This is a genomic window from Actinocatenispora thailandica (genome assembly GCF_016865425.1).
In the GTDB taxonomy this organism is placed as follows: Bacteria; Actinomycetota; Actinomycetes; order Mycobacteriales; family Micromonosporaceae; genus Actinocatenispora; species Actinocatenispora thailandica.
This window is the reverse complement of the sequence record NZ_AP023355.1, coordinates 4,796,321-4,815,552: the sequence shown is the minus strand read 5'-3', so window position 1 is coordinate 4,815,552 and position 19,232 is coordinate 4,796,321. Positions and strand designations below refer to the sequence as shown.

The following is a 19,232-nucleotide window of genomic DNA, read 5'->3' as shown; positions in this document are numbered from 1 at the left end:
CCCTGGCGCGGTCACTGCCGGTGTTCTACTCGGTCACCGCGCGCCGTTGGTGCGGACCGCGGTGAGCAGGCCGTCGGCGACCGGGAGCAGCGCGGGCAGCCAGTCGTCGCTGTCCCGTACCGACTTGGCGAGTTCGCGCAGCGTCACGCTCTGCGGGTCGCGGGCGGAGGGGTCGGGCACCCGGCCGCCGCCGAGCGCCCCGGCCACCGCCACCACCCCGCCCGGCCGCAGCAGCCGGAACGCCTCGGCCACGTACTGCGGGTACTCGGCCCGGTCGCCGTCGACGAACACCATGTCGTACGCGCCGTCGGCCAGCCGTGGCAGCACGTCGAGCGCGCGGCCCGCGATCAGCCGGGTCCGGGACGGGCTGAACCCGCCCTCCCGGAAGGCCAGCCGCGCCTGCCGCTGGTGCTCCGGCTCCAGGTCGATGGTGGTGAGCACGCCGTCGGGGCGCATCCCGCGCAGCAGCCAGACCGAACTGACGCCCACTCCGGTACCGACCTCCACCACCGCCCGCGCGCCGGCTGCCGCGGTGAGCAGGCGCAGCGCGGCGCCCGTACCGGTATCGACCGGATCGACGCCGATCTCGGTCGAACGGGCACGTGCGTCCGCCAGTACGTAGTCTTCGGCAACGTACGACTCGGCGAAAACGTGGCTCTGCGGTCCCAGGGTGGCCATGGCCTAGAGCCTAAGGAATGATCCGTGCGACTCGGGGATGCCATGACGTGTAATCCTGGAATACGGCGTCACCGGGTCACCCCACGCGGGCGAACGCGGTGCGACCGCATGCTCACCGCGTGCACGGCCGGGAGACCGGGACACTGGGGAGAGGTGGACCAAGGGTGACCGAGGGCAGGACGACCGGTTCCCCCGGCCCGCAGTGGCCGAGTGGCGGGCAGCAACCGCCGACCCCGTGGCCGGGTGGCGCGGCGCAGCCCAGGCCGCCGTCCTCGTCGGCCTGGTGGTCCAGCGGCGGCGGCCACGACCCGTGGCGCAACCCGCAGACCCCGGCAGTGCTGGTGCAGCAGCCGACCGGTGAGCCTGGCCCGCCGCTCGATCCCGTCCCGGACCCGCCGGCGCCGGGCGCCGCACCGCGCCGATCGGTCGGCCTGGCGGTGACGATCGTGGTGGCGCTGCTGGCCGGCGCGCTCGGCGGTGCCCTCGGTTACCTGGGTGCCTCCGGCGGCGGTGGTGGCCACAGCGTGCTGGGTGCCTCCGCGACCGACAAGCCGAAGGCCGCCGACCGGGCGCCCGAGTCGGTCGCCGCCGTGGTGAAGAAGGCGCTGCCCAGCGTGGTCACGATCCTGATCCGGACCGACAAGATGGAAGGCAACGGGTCCGGGTTCGTGATCTCCTCGTCCGGCTACATCCTGACCAACAACCACGTCGCGGCGGCGGGTTCCGGCGGCGAGCTGAAGGTCGCGTTCTCCGACGGCAGCACCGCCGACGCCACCGTCAAGGGCACCGACCCGGAGTCCGACCTGGCGGTGCTCAAGGTCGACAAGAGCGGGCTGACCCCGATCAAGTTCGGCGACTCCGACCGGATCGCGGTCGGCGACCCGGTCATCGCGATCGGCGCGCCGTACGGGCTGTCCAACACCGTCACCACCGGCATCGTCAGCGACCTCGACCGGCCGGTGATCACCGGCAAGGACAAGAACAGCGAGGCGTACATGGCGGCGATCCAGACCGATGCCGCCATCAACCACGGCAACTCCGGTGGGCCGCTGCTGGACGGGGCCGGCCGGGTCATCGGCGTCAACACCGCCATCCGTACCGCGGACCAGTCCGGCTCGGACGAGAACAGCGGCGGCAACATCGGTCTCGGCTTCTCGATCCCGATCAACCAGGCCAAGCGGGTCGCCGACGACATCATCCAGACCGGCAAGGCACGCCGCACCGTGATCGGCGCCACGGTGGACAGCTCGTACGACAGCACCGGCGGCGCGCGGCTCACCAAGGTCGTCGGCGGCGGGCCGGCGGACAAGGCGGGGCTGCAGGACGGCGACGTGATCGTGCGCTACGACGGGCAGCTCGTCGGCTCCGGCACCGATCTGATCGCCTTCGTCCGCAAGGACGCGCCGGGCACCGTCGTGCCGGTCGAGTACGAGCGGGACGGCGGCAAGCACAGCGCCAACGTCACGCTCGGCGCCGCCACGCCGAACTGATCGGCGGGCGATCCGATATCTCCGCTTCGCGCTCGGTGCCGGGTTCGCGCGGCATCGTCGGCGAATTGCCACCGACCGCGGCCTCCCGCACCCGGCCGACCGGTGCGTAAGGTGGGTGCGTTGCCCGGTGATCGTGACGCCACCGGGCCCGCAGGGTGAGGAGCGTGGATGTTCGACAGTCTCGGCTGGCCGGAGATCTTGGTGCTCGTCCTCATCGGCCTGTTCATCTTCGGCCCGGACAAGCTGCCGAAGCTGATCTCCGACGGGGTCAACATGATCCGGCAGCTGCGCCGGATGGCGACCAACGCCACCGGTGACCTGTCCCGCGAGCTGGGCACCGACATCTCGCTGGAAGACCTGCACCCGAAGACGTTCGTGCGCAAACACATCCTCTCCGAGGACGACCAGGACGCGATCATCCGGCCGTTCAAGGAGGTCTATTCGGACGCCAGCGACGCGGCCGGCTCGCTCGACCTCAACTCGGCGCTCAACGACGACGACACGCCAGCGGTCGACTCCGGCTCGCGCCGGCGCCCCCGCTTCGACGTCGACGCCACCTGACCCGACCGCGCCCGACCTCGATCGACGCCGCCCGCCCGGCTGAGGCCACGCCAGACCCTCGCCCACACCGCGCCGCGCCCTCGACCGCACCGCACCCGACCGCTCGACCACACCGCACCCGCCCCTGGTCGGGCCGGCTGTGCGCGGTCGGGGTCGACCGGCCCGTCGGTCAGCCGAGCCGGGCCGGCAGCCCGAACAGCGGGAACAGCCGATCGGTGTCGAGGAAGCTGTGCCAGGCCGTGATGCTGTCACCGTTGGTCTCGATGATCTGCAGCGCCCAGGGCGCATGCCCGCCATCGGGGCTCGGCCGGTACTGGCCGAAGGCGGCGGAGCCGTTCGCGGCGACCGGAACCAGCCGGGAACCCTGGCACTCCGAACCGGGGCCGCGCAGCCAGTCGAGGATGTCGGCGCGGCCGGCCAACCACAGTGGCAGCGGCGGCATCGACATGATCGCGTCCTGCCGCAGCAGCGCGGTCAGCGACTCCAGGTCGTAGCGCTCGAAGGCGGTGAGGTAGCGGTCCAGCAGGTCGCGTTGCGCATCGTCGAGCGGCTTGACCGGCTCGGTGTCGTCGCGCTCGGCCAGCGTCGCCCGGGCCCGCTGGAGCGCGCTGTTGACGCTGGCCACCGTCGTGTCCAGCAGCTCGGCGACCTCGGAGGCGGGAAACGCCAGCACCTCGCGCAGCACCAGCACCGCGCGCTGCCGGGGCGGCAGCGACTGCAGCACCGCCACGAACGCCAACCGGACCGAGTCACGGTGCGCCGCGAGCTCCGCCGGGTCACCGGACTCCGGCAGCATCCGATCGTCCGGCGCCGGGCCGATCCAGGTGGCCTCCGGCAGCGCATCCGGGATCGAACCGCCGGACCAGCTGCTGGTCATGTCCATCGGCCGGGCCCGGCGCTGGGTGCCCTTCACCATGTCGAGGCAGACGTTGGTGGCGATGCGGTAGAGCCAGGTGCGCACCGACGCGCGCCCCTCGAACGAGCCGAACCCGCGCCAGGCGCGCACCAGCGTCTCCTGCACGGCGTCCTCGGCCTCGAACGCCGAACCGAGCATGCGGTAGCAGTATCCGGTCAGCTCGGTGCGGTGCGGCTCGAACCGCTCCGCGACCACGGTGTCGCTGATCACGAGTCCCCCCGGGCGTCGACTCGGCCACCTCGGCCGATCAGGGCGCCGAGTCTACGACGGCCCCCCGACGTTTTCGGGCTCCTCGCGTCAGCTCCGACCGAATGACCGATGACGTCCCGCGGACGAGGTGCCGGCACCCGGCCCCGCGCGCTCGACCGGGCAGGGCATCGTGCCGGCCGACGCGGCGCGAGCGCACCGGCCGGACCGGCGCGTCAGGCGGAAGGCGGGGTCAGCCGGACGGCGGGGTCAGGCGGGGGAGAGGCCCAGCGAGCGGCCGGCGAGGCTCTCCCGGCGCACCGCGAGGCGGTCGGCCACCGCGGACAGCGCCACCGAGGCGGGCGACTCCGGGTCGGACAGCACGACCGGGTCACCGGCGTCGCCGGCCTCCCGTACCCGGGTGTCCAGCGGGATCTGGCCCAGCAGCGGCACCTCGGCGCCGATCGTGGTGGACAGCGTCTCGGCGACCCGGGCACCGCCGCCGGCACCGAAGACCTCCATCCGCTCCCCGGACGGCAGCTCCAGCCAGGACATGTTCTCCACCACGCCGACCAGGCGCTGATGGGTCTGCAGCGCGATCGCGCCGGCCCGCTCGGCCACCTCCGCGGCGGCCAGCTGCGGCGTGGTCACCACCAGCAACTCGGCGGTGGGCAGCAGCTGGGCGATGGAGATCGCCACGTCGCCGGTGCCCGGCGGCAGGTCGAGCAGCAGCACGTCCAGGTCGCCCCAGTACACGTCGGCGAGGAACTGGGTGAGCGCCCGGTGCAGCATCGGGCCGCGCCACACGACGGCCGCGTTGCCCTGGGTGAACATCCCGATCGAGATGACCTTCAGGCCGTGCGCCGCCTGCGGCGGCATGATCATGTCCTCGACCCGGGTCGGGCGCTCGGTGACGCCGAGCATCCGCGGCACCGAGTGGCCGTAGATGTCCGCGTCGACCACGCCGACCGACAGGCCACGGGCGGCCAGCGCGGCGGCCAGGTTGACGGTCACGCTGGACTTGCCGACGCCACCCTTGCCGGAGGCCACCGCGTAGACCCTGGTGCGCGAGCCGGGCTGCGCGAACGGGATGACCGGCTCGCCGCCCGCCGCACCGCCGCGCAGCTTCGACTGCAGGTCACGGCGTTGCTGCTCGGTCATCACGCCGAAGTCGACCCGGACCGAGGAGACCCCCGGTACCGCGCCCACCTCGCGGCTGATGTCGTTCTGCAGGGTGTCGCGCAGCGGGCAGCCGGCCACGGTCAGCAGCAGGCCGACGGTGACACCGCCGTCCGCCTCGATGTCGATCGAGCGGACCATGTCCAGCTCGGTGATCGGGCGACGGATCTCCGGGTCCTGCACCTTCGACAGCGCGGTGCGGATCTGCGGTTCGAGCTCGGCAATGGCAGGGGCGGACATGCTCCCCATGCTACGAGGCCGATCGCGGATCGCCCGCCGCGGCCGGCGTGACTCGCGGCTCGTCACCGGCACGACGGATGGCGCTGCGCGCCCCACGGCGGCCGATCTGACCGAGTCGTACCGTTCCCTGCTGGGTTGCGCCGATCTCGACCCGCGCTGACAGTCGGAAACCCCGCGGAAAGGGTTTACCCAGCCCATTCGACTGGTGCAGGATTCCTTCGGTATCTGGACGGATGGAGGTCCGCATGTCCGAGATTTCCCGACGGTCGTTACTGCTCGGCGGTGCCGGTGGAGCCGCCGCCATCGCGCTCGGCGGTACCGCCTCGCTCGCGCCCGGCGCCGCCGCCGAGGCCGCGCCGGGCGGGCACCGTGGCGGCCCGCCCACCGCCACCCCGGCCGACATCCGGTTCAGCCCCGGCCGCACCCTGCGCAGCGGACGGCCCGGCCAGGTCGGGCTGGTCGGCGACACCGTGCAGGCGATGCCGGACCACCTCGCGCGCTACCTGACCACCACCCCGGAGAACCCCAACCACCCGATGTACGCCGGGGCCGCCGTGATCGCCGTCAAGGACGGCGTGATCGTGCAGCACGCGGCGGTCGGCGACGCGGTGCGCTACACCCTCGACGGCACCACCGTGGTGGAACTTCCCGCCGATCAGCGCATCGCCGCGACCACCGACACCATCTGGGACCTCGCCTCGATGTCGAAGCTGTTCACCGCCACCTCGGTGCTACAGCTGATCGAGCAGGGCCGGGTCGACCTGCACGCACCCGTGGTGACCTACCTGCCGGCGTTCGCCTCGCACGGCAAGTCCGACATCACGGTGCGCAACCTGCTCACCCACACCAGCGGCCTGATCCCGGACCCGGTGCCGTCGCTGTGGAAGGGCTACCAGACCATCCCGGAGCGCAAGGCGGCGATCCTCGACACCACGCCGTCGGCGCCGCCGGACACCCAGTACGTCTACTCGGACCTCAACTTCCTCACCCTCGGCCTGATCGTCGAGACGATCAGCGGCCAGAGCCTCGACGAGTACGTCCGGGAGCACGTCACCGAGCCGCTCGGCATGCACGACACCATGTACAACCCGCCCGCCGCGCTCCGGCACCGCGTCGCGGCCGAGGAGTACGAGCCGTGGGCCGGCCGCGGGCTGGTCTGGGGCCAGGTGCACGACGAGAACGCCTGGGCGCTCGGCGGCGTCGCCGGCCACGCCGGCGTCTTCTCCACCACCCACGACCTGGCCATCTTCGCCCAGATGTACCTCAACGGGGGGCGGTACGGCCGGGCCCGGATCCTGCACGAGGACACCGTGCGGCTGATGCTGCACGACTACAACGGCGCCCAGTTCCCGTACGACACCCACGGGCTCGGCTGGGAACTCGGCCTCAACTGGTACATGGGTGCGCTGGGGTCGCCGGTCACCTTCGGGCACACCGGCTACACCGGCACCTCGATCGTGGTCGACCCGCTGTCGCACTCGTTCGTCATCCTGCTCACCAACCGGGTGCACCCGAGCCGCGACTGGGGCTCCAACAACGTCTCCCGCCGGGTCGCCGCCGACGACGTCGGGCTGGCGCTGCCGGTGCACGCCACCCACCACGCCTACTACAGCCGCACCGACCACTCGGACAGCACGCTGACCCTGCCGGTCCCGGACGGGGCGACCACGCTGCGGTTCCGGGTCTGGTTCGACACCGAACCGCTGTGCGACTACCTCACCCTGCAGGCGTCCGGCAACGGCACCGACTTCACCGGGCTGAGCTGCCAGCTCGCCGGCGGGCCGTGGTCGTGGACCGCCGGCGACGGCTCGGTCGACGGGTACGGCGGCCGGCGCTGGCTGTCCGGTACCGCCCAGGTACCGGCCGGCACCACCGCGCTGCGCTGGCAGTACGCGACCGACACCAACTCGCAGGGCCGCGGCGTGTACGTGGACGACGTCACCGTACTGGGCCGGCACGGCGTGCTGTTCGACTCGCGCCGATCCACCGACGCGGCACGGATTTCGCTCAACGGCTGGACGCGGCTCGACGACTGAGCCAAGATGACGGCAACCGGTCGCGTGCCCTTTCCACCCCTTGGGGCACGCGACCGTCGTCTCGGCCCGCGCGGCGTCCCGCCGGGTTCGTACCGGATGGGGTGGTGCGGGTGAGCGGCGAGAACCTGTGGCCCGGCGAGCTCGTGACGTGGTCGGCCGGCGAGGTGTCGGCGCATGCCGACCGGCTCGCCGCGGTCTACCGGGCCGCGTTCGCCGCGTACGGCGAGACCGACGACGACACCGCCGCGTTCCGGCACCGTTCGCTGCCCACCCACACCGGCCGTGACGACTTCCGCTGCGTCGTGGCCCTCGACGGCGACGACCTCGTCGGCTTCGGCTACGGCTACCAGGGCGCGCCCGGGCAGTACTGGACCGACCGGGTCGCCGATCTCGCCCCACCGGCGGTGGTCCGCGGCTGGCTCGGCGGGCACTTCGAGGTGGTGGAGCTCGCGGTACTGCCGGAGTGCCAGGGCCGGGGCCTCGGCGGCGCCCTGCACGACGCGCTGCTCGCCGGCCTGCCGCACCCGGCGGCACTGCTGTCCACCTGGCAGTACGACACCCCGGCTCGCCGGCTCTACCTGCGGCGCGGCTGGCAGCCGCTGGCCGAACTGCCCGACGCCACCCTGATGGGCACCCGGCTGCCCCTCACCGGTACCGCCCGCCCCGCCTGACCGATCGCCGCCCGAGCGGGACGACGCTCGGCGGGTGCGCGGCGGCGCTCAGTTGCCGGCGTCGGCGCTGGCCGGAGGGTTGTCGGGCGGGGTGGTCGGCGCCCCGGTGCTCGGGGCCTCGGTCGGCGACGGCGAGCCGCTGCCGGTCGGGGTCGGCGTACCGGTGTGCGTCGGCCGGGTGCTCGGGTGCTTGCCCGGGTCCGCGCTGCCGGTCGGACTCGGTGAGCCGGAGCCGCTCGGGTCCGCGGCGTGGCCGCTGTCGCCGCTGCCACCGCCGTCGTTCGACCCGCTGGTGGTGCGCCCGTGGTGGCCGCCGCCGTCCAGGATCGCGCCGGCCGTGCTGCCGCTGTCGCCGTGCCCCCACAGCGCCGAGAACGAGGTACCCATCAGCGCCTCGATCCCGGTCAACGCGCCGAGTGCCAGCACGAAGATCAGCGCCGCGCTGCCGACCAGGACCGCCGCCCGCCGAGGCAGTGGCCGCCTGCGCGGTGCTCCGTAGACACCGCCCGACCGGGTTCGCCCGGTACCGCCGGCGGCACCGGCCGCGCTCCCGAGCGGACGGGTCGCGTCGGCGGCGGCGCCGAGCGGTTCGGTCGAGTCCGCGCCGGTGCCGAGCGGGCGGGTCGCGTCGGCGGCGTTTCCGAGCGGTCGGCTGGTGTCGGCGGCGCCGCCGAGCGGTCGGGTCGGGCCGGTGCCCAGCGGTCGGGTGGTGTCGGTGCCGGACGGTCGGGTGGTGTCGGACCCGGCGTGCGCGGTCGGCTCGGCTGCCGCGCCGTACGCCCGGGTGGCCGAGTCGTTCGGGTCCGACGGCCGGGTGGGCTCGTCATTCGGGCCGAGGGGGCGAGTTCGGTCGTCGCCGCCGGGCTGCGGCACCGCCGCCCGCAACGGTTGGCTGGGTATCCGGGACGTCGCCGAGACGACCGGCGCGGAACCCGTGCCGGCCGGCCGGATCGCCGTCGTCCCCGCACCGCCGACCGCGGCGACGCCCCGACCGGTCGCCACCCCCGGTACCGAGGCGGCGCCCCGGTCGGCCCCGGCGCCGGGTGCCGAGGCGGTACCGCGAACGGACCCGGCGTCCGGCCCCGCCACGCCGGTGGCCCGAGTGCCCGGACCGGCGGGCTCCGCACCGGCCGAGCCGGCGCCGGCAGCGAGGGCGGCGGCGCCGCTGCCGAGCGCCGCCTGCGCGTCGCCGGGCGCGGCGCGGGTGGCGCCGGTCCGGCGCAGCACCTTGACCTGCGCGCCCTTGAGTGTCTCCTGACCGCGCTTGAGGGAGGCGGTGTAGAGCGCGTTGCCCACCGTGGCCACGACGCTGAACAGCGCGGTACCGACGATGGTGCCGGCGACCCCGAGCGCCGACGCGGCGACGGCGGCGGAGACGGCCGCGGCCACCGACGCGACGAGTTGCACCCCGGACAGCTCGATGCGGCGCCGCTTGCTGCGAGTCGCGGGCTCGCCGGCGGCGGCTCGGGTCTCGTCGGGGGCACCGTCGTCCTCTCGGGGGCGGGAGGCCTGCCGGACGGGCGATGGTCGCCGGCCGGAGGAACCTCGTGGCCCTTCTACAGTGGCGGCGACCTGCTGGTTCGTTCAGTACTTGCGGCCCGATGTGGGAGACGACACCGGATCCCGGTTACGCACGCCACTGCAACCACGACGGACCGTGTCGGCTCCGACGCGGTGCGCCGTCACGGCTCCGCCGTCGGCGCCGGGACCGGGCTCGGCGGGTCCCGCCGGTCGATCTCCTCGATCAGCCGGGAGAGTTCGGAGCGGACGAAGTCGCGGGTGGCCACCTCGCTCAGCGCGATCCGCAGCGCGGCGATCTCCCGGGCGAGGTAGTCGGTGTCCGCCTTCTGCGCGGCGGCCCGCCGACGGTCCGCGTCGGCCTGGATCCGGTCCCGGTCGTCCTGCCGGTTCTGCGCCAGCAGGATCAGCGGCGCCGCGTACGACGCCTGGGTGGAGAAGAACAGGTTGAGCAGGATGAACGGGTACGGATCCCACCGCATCCCGGCCAACCCGATCAGGTTGAAGCTCACCCACAGGATCACCACCACCGTCATCACCACGATGAACTGGGCGGTACCCATGAACCGGGCGGCGGCCTCGGCGAACCGGCCGAACGTGTCCGCGTCCCAGCGCGGCAGCCGGAACCGTCCCGGCACCCGAGGCTGATCCAACCGGCCGCGCACCGGGCGCTCCCCGTCAGGCACGGTCCCGGTCCCGCCAGTCCTCGGGCAGCAGGTGGTCCAGCACGTCGTCCACCGTCACCACGCCGACCAGCCGGTTCAGCTCGTCGACCACCGGCATCGCGACCAGGTCGTAGGTGGCCATCTGCCGGGTCACCTCCGAGATCGGGGTCTGCGGCCCGACCGGATCCAGGTCGTCCACCACCACGCCGCCGACCAGGTCCGACGGCGGCTCCCGGAGCAGCCGCTGGAAGTGCACCATGCCCAGGAACCGGCCGCTCGGGGTCGCCGCCGGCGCCCGGCTGACGAACACCTGCGCGGCGACCACCGGCGACCGCTTCGGCTCCCGGATCGCGGCCAGCGCCTCGGCGATCGTCACGTCCGGCAGCAGGATCACCGGATTGGTCGTCATGATCGACCCCGCGGTACCGGGCGCGTAGTCCATCAACCGCCGCACCGGCGCCGCCTCCGCCGGCTCCATCAGCGCGAGCAGCTCGTCCTTCTCCGGCTCGGGCAGCTCGGCCAGCACGTCCGCGGCGTCGTCCGGATCCATCGACTCCAGCACGTCGGCGGCGCGCTCGACGCCGAGCGACTCCAGGATCTCCACCTGGTCGTCGTTCGGCAGCTCGACCAGCACGTCGGCCAGCCGGTCGTCGTGCAGCGCGCCGGCCACCTCGATCCGGCGCCGGCCGGACAGGTCCTGCAACGTGTTCGCCAGGTCCGCGGCGCGCATCTGGTCCAGCACCGCGAGCAGGTTCGCGGTGCCCTGCTCGCCGGCCGCCTCGGACAGCCCGGTGACCTGCTCCCAGTCGACCTGCCGCAGATGACCGCGGCGGCCCAGGTGCGTCGGCGTGGCGCGGACCGCGAGCCGGCGCAGCGCCCACACCCCGGAGCGTTCCTGCTCCATCCCGACGTCCACCACGCTGCCCGGCCGCGCGTCGCCGCCCGGCTCGGCCACCGTCACCCGCCGGTCCAGCAGGTCCTCCAGCACCAGCACCTCGCCCGGCTTCTTCTCGAACCGCTTCAGGTTGAGGGTGCCGGTCGACAGCAGCACCGCATCCGCCTCGATCGTGGTGACCCGGCCGATCGGCAGGAAGATCCGGCGCCGCACCCCGATCTCGACCACCAGGCCGACCACCCGGGGCGGCGCGTTGCCGGGCCGCATACGGGCCACCGCGTCGCGCACCCGGCCGACCTGGTCACCGTTCGGGTCGTACACCACGATCCCGGCCAGGCGCGCCACGTACACCCTGGTCGCCGCTGCCACGCCGCCAGCCTAACGAGTCGGCGACCGTCAGCACGGCGGGCCGCGCCGGTCGCCCTGCCGTCAGCACGCCGTCACCGGCGCAAACGCCCGGCACGGGGCCCCAGTACGGCCCGGCACCGGTCGGGCCGCGGCCTCGTCGGCCGGGATCCACCGTCATCGAGGTGGCCCTGTCCCGGGCCAGGACGGGCGCCTACGGTTTCGGCATGCTTCGGTACGAGATCGTCGACGTGTTCACCGACCGGCCGTACGCCGGCAACCCGCTCGCCGTGGTGTTCGGCGCCGACGCGCTGGACGCCGACCAGCTGCTGTCGATCGCCAGCGAGTTCAACCTGTCCGAGACGGCGTTCGTGCTGCCACCGGCCTCCGGCGGCAGCTACCGGGTGCGGATCTGCACCCCGCGCACCGAACTGCCGTTCGCCGGGCATCCCAGCGTCGGTACCGCCGCCACCCTGGTACGGCTCGGTCAACTCGCGGCGGGTCCGCTGATCCAGGAATGCGGCGCTGGCAACCTTCCGGTCGAGGCCACCGCGGAGCGGGCCACCCTCACCGGCGGTGCGCCGACCGTCGGACCCGAGCTCGACCCCGCCCCGTACCTCGACGCGGTCGGGCTGCGCGCCGCCGACCTGGCCGGGCCCGCACCGCGGCTCGCCGGCACCGGAATCGACTCGGTACACCTGCTGGTCCGACCGGACGCGCTGGCCCGCACCGCGCCCGACCTGGCGCGGATCCGCGCGGTCGCACACACCATCTCGGTCAGCGCCTGGGATCCGGCGAGCGCCACCTCGCGGGCCCGCGTGTTCGCCGGTGACCTCGGCGTACCGGAGGATCCGGCGACCGGCTCGGCGGCGCTGGCGCACGGCGCGTACCTGGTGGCGGTCGGTCTGCTGCCGGCCGACGGTGACTCCGGCTACACCGTCCGGCAGGGCGTCGAGATGGGGCGGCCGTCCACCCTGGCGGGCGCGGTGACCGCGGTGGCCGGGCGTGCCACCTGCTGCCGGGTCACCGGCGGTGTGGTCCCGGTGGCAGCCGGCGAGCTGCGCGAACCGCCGCGCTGACCCGCCGCCCGGCCTCCCGGGCGCGCGCAGCGCCGCACCGACGTGCCGCGCCGCCTTCCTGGCGCGCGCTGCGCCGACGCGCTGCGTGACCCGGCGGGGGCGCTGCGCCCGCGCCGACGTGCCGCGTGGCCCCGCGGGGGCGCCGCCGCGCGGACGCGCCGCGTGACCCCCGGGACGCCGCGCTCGCGCCGACGTGCCGCGCCGTTTCGGTGGAGCCGGCGCGCCGCCGCGCATTCGGACGTCAGCGGCGGCGCGGGGTGCGATGCAGATGGAACGGGGTCGCAGTGCGCCGCGCCGCGGGCGTCGCCGGTGCCGGCGCGGCGAGCGAACCGTCCGGCAGCGGAGCCGGCGATCCGGCCGGTACCAGCCGGGACACCACGCACTCGGTTGCCCACCGGGCGCCGGTGTCCTCGTCGGCGGGCAGGTTGAGCCGCTTCGCGGCGAGCTGCGGCACCACCCGCTCCCACTCCTCGCCGCCGGGCTCGACCCGGCCGACCGTCGCGGGCCACGTCACGATCCGCCCGCCGGTGTCGCCGCGTGCGCTCACCGTGCACGCCTCGGCGTCCGCCAGACCCGGCACCGACTGCTCGCCCGGCCCGGACACCACGTACAGCGCGCCGTCCAGCCACGCGCACCACACCGTGCTGGCGCGTGCCGCGGGCCGGCCCGGCAGATCCGCGAGCCAGGCCACCGATGCCTTCCGCATCGCCTCGACGATCAGCGGTACCGGTTCCTCCGGGGAGTTCGTCACCGCACCATCCTGACCGATCGTGGCGCGTCCGTCAGCCGGCCGCCGCCGACCCGCCGCCGAGCGGGCCGCGCGGCGCGCGGTCGTGGAACTCGACGGTGCGGTACCGGCTGGCGGCAAGCCCGGTCGGCCAGCCGCCGGGGGCCCAACCGCCCTTGACCAGCAGCCGGTCCAGGAACACCGCCGGATCGCTGATCTTCGCCCACACCGCCGGCAGGAACGTCGAGCGCCGCACCCCGTCGGTCAGTACCAGACCGTCCACCCGCGGCCGCAGCGCCGCGACCAGCTCCGCCCGGCCGGCGACCGGCATCGGCTCGGCCGGCGTCAACACCGACACCTCGACGTCCAGCTCCGGCCAGTCGTCCGCCGACACCGGGGGCAGCCGCGGGTCGCGCATCGCCCGGCCCGCGTTGCGGCTCACGTCCAGGAACAGCGGCCGTACCGGCTGCAGCGAACCGATGCAGCCGAGCAGCCGGCCCCGCCGCTCCAGCGTGACGAACGACGCACCCCGCTGCGCGAGCGCCGGCGTCGGCGGCGGCGCCACGTCCGGCTCCGCGCCGAGCAGCCGGCGGCGGACCGTCTGCACCGCCAGCCGGACCAGTGCCGCGCCCTGCGCGGCGGTCAGCGCATCGTCGCGGCCGGCTGGTTCGCCCGGCTCGGTTTCTGGGTCGGTTGTCATGATTCACCCGCAGTCCTGGATCGATGCGCCGGCGGTCGCGGCGTCCCGCACCCGGGACCACGACTCGCGACAACTCCGTCGTACCGCACCCGCTCCGCGCCCGCCACCGTGGTACCGGGCGGCCGGCCCGGCACCGGGTGCCGCCGGCGCGGCGAAACACCGTACCGAACGACGCCGAGGACCGTACCTTCGCAGTACCGCCGGAGACCGGCCGCGTGGATCGTTGCGCAGCCGCGCGCGGAAAAGGGAGGATCACGGCATGACCGACCAGACGAGGCAGGATCTCCCGGCTCCGCTGACCGACGACCTGACCGGGCGCACCGCCCTGGTGACCGGCGCCGGCAGCCCCAACGGCATCGGCTTCGCCACCGCGCGACGGCTGGCGGCGATGGGTGCCAACGTGGCGATCGTGTCCACCACCGGCCGCATCCACGACCGGGCCAAGGAACTCGGCGCCACCGGATTCGTCGCCGACCTCACCGACGAGTCCGAGGTCGGCGCGCTCGCCGACGCCGTCACCGACCAGCTCGGCGACGTGGACGTACTCGTCAACAACGCCGGCCTCGCCTCCAAGACCAGCCCGGAGGTGTTCCGGCCGGTCACCCAGCTCAGCCACCAGGAGTGGCGAGCCGAGCTGGACCGCAACCTGACCAGCGCGTTCCTGATGAGCCGCGCCGTGGTCGGCGCGATGGCCGAGCGCGGCTGGGGCCGGGTGGTCAGCGTGTCCGCCACCGAGGGGCCGATCAACGCGATGCCCACCGAGGGCGCGTACGCCGCGGCCAAGGCCGGCGTGCTCGGCCTCACCCGGGCGCTGTCGATGGAACTCGTCGCCGACAACGTCACCGTCAACGCCGTGGCCCCCGGGCTGGTGCACACCGATGCGTCCACCCTGACCGAACTGCGGCAGGGACTGGACACCCCGATGGGGCGGCCGGGCACCGCGGACGAGGTCGCGGCGGTGATCGCGTTCCTGTGCACCCCGTCCGCCTCGTACGTCACCGGGCAGCTGATCGTGGTGGACGGCGGCAACAGCATCCGGGAAGCGCACTACCGCAGCTGACCGGCACCGGGCAGGGCCGGCGCCGGCAGGGCGCCGGCCGGGCCGGTATCGGTCGGGCGGTGGCGTTGCGCGTGCCGCCGCGCCGGCCGACCGGCCGTCAGCCGCCGAACAGGCCGGTGAGCACGGGCAGCACGAAGCTGTAGTCGCCGGAACCGCTGTCGTAGCCGCCGCTGGCGCCCACCGCGCCGATGGCCAGCACCACGAAACCGATGTAGCCGAGGCAGCCCAGCAGGTAGAGCCCGCCGAAGATGTACCCGACGATCAGCCCGGCCGTGGCCAGACCGTCGCCCTCCTCGCCGGAGGTCTTCAGCTGCTTCTTCGCCACGTGCCCGAAGATGATGCCGGCGATCGACGCGGCCAGCGGCACGACGAAGATGCCGCACAGCGAGCAGACCAGCGACGCGATGGCCATCGCGTTGGTGCGCTGCTGCTGCACCGGATACCCGTACGACGGGGGCGGCCCGTACGGCGGGGCCTGGCCGTACTGCGGCTGCCCGTAGGGCGGGGGCGGCCCGTACGGCGGGGAATCGCTGCCGGCGGGCAATGCGTACGGCGAGTAGGGCTGCTCGTCGTAGTAGGGGCCGCCCGGTGGCTCGCCCGGGGCGTTGGCCAGCTCATCGGTGTTTCCTTCCCTGACCGCCCCGTTCGGAGCGTGACCAGCGTGCCGCCCAACGGCAGACGCGAGTCCGGGGCGGTGTGCCCCGAGGCTACCTGTCGCACGCACGCAGCCGGTCGCGGCACGGATGTTTCACCCCAGACCGGGCATCCGGCATCAGACCAGTCGCAGTTGCTCGGCCGGCCGGCGCGACGCCGGCCCAGCCGGAGCCCCGTCGCCGACCTCGCGGAAGTTGTCCGGCGAGCGGTCCGGCAGGCCGTGTCGCCGGCAGGCGGCCCGCACCCGCGCCACGACCGTGCGCTGGTAGGCGGCCGGCGCGTAGCTGCCGTTGCGGTAGAGCCGCCGGTATGGCTGGACCAGCCGAGGGAAGTGCTGGGCGAGGAACGCCTGGTACCACTCGCGGGCCCCGGGCCGCAGGTGCAGCACGATCGGCGTGATGCTGGTGGCGCCAGCGCCGACCAGGGCCGCGACCGTGCGATCCAGCTCGGCTTCCTGATCGGTGAGGCCGGGCAGGATCGGTGCCATCAGCACCGAGCAGCCGATGCCGGCATCGGTGAACCGGCGGACCAGGTCGAGCCGGCGTGACGGTGCCGGGGTGCCCGGCTCGACCAGCCGCCACAGCGTCTCGTCCAGGAACCCGATCGAGAACGCGACCGAGACGTCGGTGCTCGCCGCGGCCTGGGTCAGCAGGTCCTGGTCGCGTTGGATCAGGGTGCCCTTGGTCAGGATCGAGAACGGGTTGGCGTGATCGCGCAGCGCGCTCAGGATCTCGCGCATCAGCCGGTAGCGCCCCTCGACCCGCTGGTACGGGTCGACGTTGGTACCCATCGCGATCGGCTCGCCGCACCACCGGGGCGAGGCCAGCTCGCGCCGCAGCAGCGGCCCGGCGTTGACCTTCACGATGATCTTCGAATCGAAGTCGTGCCCGGCGTCCAGATCGAGATAGGTGTGCGTGTTCCGCGCAAAGCAGTTGTGGCTGATCACGCCGTTGGCGACGAAATCCCCGGTGCCGGTCGTGATGTCGTACATCTCGCGTTCCTCACCGAGATCCTCGATCGAGACGACCCGCAGGCCCGCCGCGCACCGGACCGCGGTGCCGCTCGGCGTGCGCTCGCGGTCGATCGTCTGGCCGCCAGCCGGTGCCAACCGAAAGCGATCGACGGTGCTGTGAACAGAGGTGTCGGTGCCGAGGGTGCCGCTGCCTCGACCGAACCCGGACCGGCGCCCGCGGCTGCGGTCGGGTTCCGCATCGGCCGGGACCGGGAGCCAACCGGTGCCCAGCAGCGTGTCGCCGGTGGTGAGGAACGGCCGTCGTGCGGCGCCGTTCGTCGCACCGCGCACGTGCTTCCAGCCCCGCTCGGTCAGGAAACGGTGATCGCCGCTGGCCACGATGGTCGTGCCGTCCGCGAGGGCGACCCGGTACGCGTGTTTGACGGTTCGCCAGTGCGCCAGCACCTGGGTCGGGACGTATCGCCGGTGGACGCCGTCGGGACGGGTTCCGTAGATCTCGTCACCGACCTGCAGCTCGGCGATCGGACGCGAGCGCCCGTCCGCGAGCAGCACCTGGGTCGCGCCGTCCAGGCAGTACACGCAGGCATGGGTGCAGCCCCGGTAGGGATTGATGGTCCAGCGAAACGGCATCGCCGACTCGCCCGGCACCCGGTTGATCAGCGACTTGGCCTGGATCTCGATGGCCATCGCGTCCTCGGTGCCGGCGATGACCGGGCCGGTCGGGGCGAGTTGCAGGCCGGCCCGGCCCGACCCGCGCCGCTGCGCCACCGGATCGGGCAGCCCGAGCGGCAACGCCTGTTCGGCCAGGTGATCGGCCCGCTGCTGTTCCCAACGCATGCATCCATTCGAACACACGTTCGATCGATCGTCCACCGAAACCGCGGATCCGGTCGTACCACCCTGCCGGCCGCACGTCCGCAGGCCGTCGTTCCGGCGGTTCGGGCCTCACACCGGGCAGCCGGACGGCAAGGTCGAGGCGTACCAGCCGATCAGCCAGATCGCGGCGAGCCCGATCAGCACCATCAGCAGAACGGCGAACCTCGCCGCCCGGGACAGCCGGCGGCGGGACCGCAGTGCCCAGCCGCCGAGCACCGTGAGCAGCACCGCAAGCAGCGTTGCGGCCAGCAGGACGGAGAGCGCGGTGTCGTCCCCCCAGTTGCAGCCGTTCGCCACGAACAACTTCAGGCAGCCGAACGTGACCGCCGAGATCAGGTACCCGACGGCTCCGCGTGCGATGACGCCGCCCGCCCGAACCGGGCCCGCGCCGTTGCTTCGCGCCCTGTCCCGGCTCGGCGATCCGAACGGCATCATCGGCCTCCTCGTGCCCGCCGCTCCGATGGCGCCGGGGGCGCCGAGCCTAGGGCGTGTCTTCATGGCCAGCCACCCGGCTGCGCCGGGCCCGTTCGCCCGCTCGCGGCGTGGTCGGCACGGGCCTATACGACACCGGCATGCACCCGCACCTGCGCCTTGCGAGCGAACAAACGGACTCCGGCTCGCCCGGGCGGAGCCACGAAGACACGCCCTAGCGGCGCGCGGCGGCGGATGAACCGAACGCCCGGACCCGGCGGGCGGGTGCGGAGTGCGCTGGGAGACTCGGGGCGTGGACGAGCTGCGGGAGATCTTCGAGCGGGCGGAGTGCCGGGGCGCGATCTTGGTGTCGTCGCTGACCGACGGCGCATCGGTCGGGCTGCACGGGGACGAGCCGGTGGTACTCGCGTCGGTGGTGAAGGTCCCGATCGCGCTGGAGGCCGAGCGCCGGTTCGCCGACGGCCGGCTCGACCCGCAGCGGCGGGTCACGCTGCCGGCCGCGGACCGATCACCCGGCCCGGTCGGGTTCTCGCTGTTTCGCGACGACGTGACGGTCTCGGCCCGCGACCTGGTCGCGCCGACGCTGACGATCAGCGACAACGTGGCGACCGACGCGCTGCTGGCGATGATCGGCGTCGACGAACTCAACGCGGCGCTGGCCACGCTGGGGCTGACCGACACGGTGGTGACCGGGAACGAGCGCGAGGTGGTCGACTCGATCGGCCGCGACGCCGGGTTCGCCGGCTGGGACGAGCTGGCCCGCTGGTTCGACACCGACCCGCCGGCCGACCAGGTACGCCGGGTCGACGGACTGGTGCGGGCCGCGCGCGAGTTGACGCCGGCCACCGGCACCCGCAGCACCGCCCGCCAGCAGGTCGAGTTGCTGCGGCTGATCTGGTCCGATGCGGCGGCCCCGGCAGCGGCCTGCGCCCGGGTCCGCGAGCTGATGGGTCGCCAGCTGACCCGGAACCGGATCGCCGCCGGTTTCGCCCCGCCGGTACGGGTGGCCGCGAAGTCCGGCGGTCTCGCCGGGGTGATCCGCAACGAGATCGGTGTCGTCTCCTGTCCGGACGGCCGAGGCTACGCCGTCGCCGCCTTCACCCGTACCGACCGGAGCGGGCAGGAGCGGCCGATGAACGCGGCGATCGCTGCCGCGGCCGCCGCCGCGGTCGAGTCGCTGCGCGCCGCCGGCCACTGAACTCCGCCGCCGGTCGGGCCGCCGAGGTCGAGCCGCCGCGGCGGAGTCGCTGCCCACGACGAGTCGACCGCCGCTGCGACCTGCGTCCGGGCCGGTGTCGGGGGACACCGGCCCGGACGCTGGCCGGTGGTACCGGCCAGGGGCAGGATGGCG

The 19,232-nt window shown here is 73.9% G+C and carries 18 protein-coding genes; 7 read left to right on the top strand and 11 right to left on the bottom strand.

Annotated elements, in window-relative coordinates:
* Window positions 1-33: 33 nt before the first annotated feature.
* A complete protein-coding gene (locus Athai_RS21435; RefSeq protein ID WP_203963159.1) occupies window positions 34-678 on the bottom strand; it encodes an O-methyltransferase in 645 nt (214 codons plus the stop codon).
* Between the two features lie 164 nt (window positions 679-842).
* Here Athai_RS21435 and Athai_RS21430 point away from each other — a divergent pair, with 164 nt between their 5' ends.
* Both Athai_RS21430 and Athai_RS21425 read left to right on the top strand, forming a co-directional pair.
* The gene (locus tag Athai_RS21430; protein ID WP_203963158.1) at window positions 843-2,168 is read left to right on the top strand and encodes a S1C family serine protease; all 1,326 of its coding nucleotides are present in this window, start codon (window positions 843-845) and stop codon (window positions 2,166-2,168) included.
* 168 nt (window positions 2,169-2,336) lie between these two features.
* On the top strand, window positions 2,337-2,729 hold the full coding sequence (locus Athai_RS21425; RefSeq protein WP_203963157.1) for a sec-independent translocase: 393 nt from the start codon (window positions 2,337-2,339) through the stop codon (window positions 2,727-2,729).
* A gap of 169 nt (window positions 2,730-2,898) precedes the next feature.
* Here the strand turns inward: Athai_RS21425 and Athai_RS21420 are convergent, their stop codons facing one another.
* Together Athai_RS21420 and Athai_RS21415 are read right to left on the bottom strand one after the other, a co-directional pair.
* Window positions 2,899-3,855, bottom strand: a complete 957-nt coding sequence (locus Athai_RS21420; protein WP_420829797.1) for a sigma-70 family RNA polymerase sigma factor — start codon at window positions 3,853-3,855, stop codon at window positions 2,899-2,901.
* Between the two features lie 246 nt (window positions 3,856-4,101).
* Window positions 4,102-5,250, bottom strand: coding sequence for an Mrp/NBP35 family ATP-binding protein (locus tag Athai_RS21415; RefSeq protein ID WP_203963156.1), 1,149 nt, complete (start codon window positions 5,248-5,250; stop codon window positions 4,102-4,104).
* Between the two features lie 245 nt (window positions 5,251-5,495).
* On the opposite strand from Athai_RS21415, the gene Athai_RS21410 reads away from it, so the two are divergent.
* Together Athai_RS21410 and Athai_RS21405 are read left to right on the top strand one after the other, a co-directional pair.
* Window positions 5,496-7,286 carry a serine hydrolase domain-containing protein gene (locus Athai_RS21410; protein WP_239157072.1) on the top strand — a complete coding sequence of 597 codons (1,791 nt, stop codon included), beginning with the start codon at window positions 5,496-5,498 and terminating at the stop codon, window positions 7,284-7,286.
* A 110-nt stretch (window positions 7,287-7,396) separates the two neighbouring features.
* The gene (locus Athai_RS21405) at window positions 7,397-7,957 is read left to right on the top strand and encodes a GNAT family N-acetyltransferase (protein ID WP_203963155.1); all 561 of its coding nucleotides are present in this window, start codon (window positions 7,397-7,399) and stop codon (window positions 7,955-7,957) included.
* Window positions 7,958-8,005: 48 nt separating this feature from the next.
* Here Athai_RS21405 and Athai_RS21400 read toward each other — a convergent pair whose 3' ends face one another.
* The 3 genes from Athai_RS21400 to Athai_RS21390 all read right to left on the bottom strand — a co-directional run bounded on the left by Athai_RS21400 (window position 8,006) and on the right by Athai_RS21390 (window position 11,404).
* A complete protein-coding gene (locus tag Athai_RS21400) occupies window positions 8,006-9,364 on the bottom strand; it encodes a hypothetical protein (protein ID WP_203963154.1) in 1,359 nt (452 codons plus the stop codon).
* A 275-nt stretch (window positions 9,365-9,639) separates the two neighbouring features.
* Window positions 9,640-10,161 (bottom strand): DUF1003 domain-containing protein, encoded by a 522-nt coding sequence (locus Athai_RS21395; RefSeq protein WP_203963153.1) that lies wholly within the window; start codon window positions 10,159-10,161, stop codon window positions 9,640-9,642.
* Entirely contained in the window at window positions 10,154-11,404 is a 1,251-nt protein-coding gene (locus Athai_RS21390; RefSeq protein ID WP_203963152.1) for a magnesium transporter MgtE N-terminal domain-containing protein, read from the bottom strand. Before Athai_RS21390 ends, Athai_RS21395 begins: the two co-directional genes overlap by 8 nt.
* Before the next feature lie 203 nt (window positions 11,405-11,607).
* Between Athai_RS21390 and Athai_RS21385 the strand changes: the two genes are divergently transcribed.
* Entirely contained in the window at window positions 11,608-12,459 is an 852-nt protein-coding gene (locus Athai_RS21385; RefSeq protein WP_203963151.1) for a PhzF family phenazine biosynthesis protein, read from the top strand.
* Window positions 12,460-12,700: 241 nt separating this feature from the next.
* Here Athai_RS21385 and Athai_RS21380 read toward each other — a convergent pair whose 3' ends face one another.
* Both Athai_RS21380 and amrA read right to left on the bottom strand, forming a co-directional pair.
* Complete coding sequence (locus Athai_RS21380) at window positions 12,701-13,210, bottom strand: hypothetical protein (protein WP_239157071.1); 510 nt, start codon at window positions 13,208-13,210, stop codon at window positions 12,701-12,703.
* Window positions 13,211-13,241: 31 nt separating this feature from the next.
* The gene (amrA, locus tag Athai_RS21375; protein ID WP_203963150.1) at window positions 13,242-13,886 is read right to left on the bottom strand and encodes an AmmeMemoRadiSam system protein A; all 645 of its coding nucleotides are present in this window, start codon (window positions 13,884-13,886) and stop codon (window positions 13,242-13,244) included.
* A 259-nt stretch (window positions 13,887-14,145) separates the two neighbouring features.
* Between amrA and Athai_RS21370 the strand changes: the two genes are divergently transcribed.
* Window positions 14,146-14,946, top strand: a complete 801-nt coding sequence (locus Athai_RS21370) for an SDR family NAD(P)-dependent oxidoreductase (RefSeq protein WP_203963149.1) — start codon at window positions 14,146-14,148, stop codon at window positions 14,944-14,946.
* Between the two features lie 97 nt (window positions 14,947-15,043).
* Here the strand turns inward: Athai_RS21370 and Athai_RS21365 are convergent, their stop codons facing one another.
* The 3 genes from Athai_RS21365 to Athai_RS21355 form a co-directional block, all read right to left on the bottom strand.
* Window positions 15,044-15,382, bottom strand: a complete 339-nt coding sequence (locus Athai_RS21365; RefSeq protein WP_239157070.1) for a DUF4190 domain-containing protein — start codon at window positions 15,380-15,382, stop codon at window positions 15,044-15,046.
* A gap of 336 nt (window positions 15,383-15,718) precedes the next feature.
* Window positions 15,719-17,410, bottom strand: a complete 1,692-nt coding sequence (locus tag Athai_RS21360; RefSeq protein WP_203963148.1) for an Rv2578c family radical SAM protein — start codon at window positions 17,408-17,410, stop codon at window positions 15,719-15,721.
* Window positions 17,411-17,518: 108 nt separating this feature from the next.
* Window positions 17,519-17,884 (bottom strand): hypothetical protein, encoded by a 366-nt coding sequence (locus Athai_RS21355; protein WP_203963147.1) that lies wholly within the window; start codon window positions 17,882-17,884, stop codon window positions 17,519-17,521.
* A gap of 289 nt (window positions 17,885-18,173) precedes the next feature.
* Between Athai_RS21355 and Athai_RS21350 the strand changes: the two genes are divergently transcribed.
* Window positions 18,174-19,079: a serine hydrolase gene (locus Athai_RS21350; RefSeq protein WP_203963146.1), complete on the top strand. Its 906-nt coding sequence runs from the start codon at window positions 18,174-18,176 to the stop codon at window positions 19,077-19,079.
* Window positions 19,080-19,232: the final 153 nt, after the last annotated feature.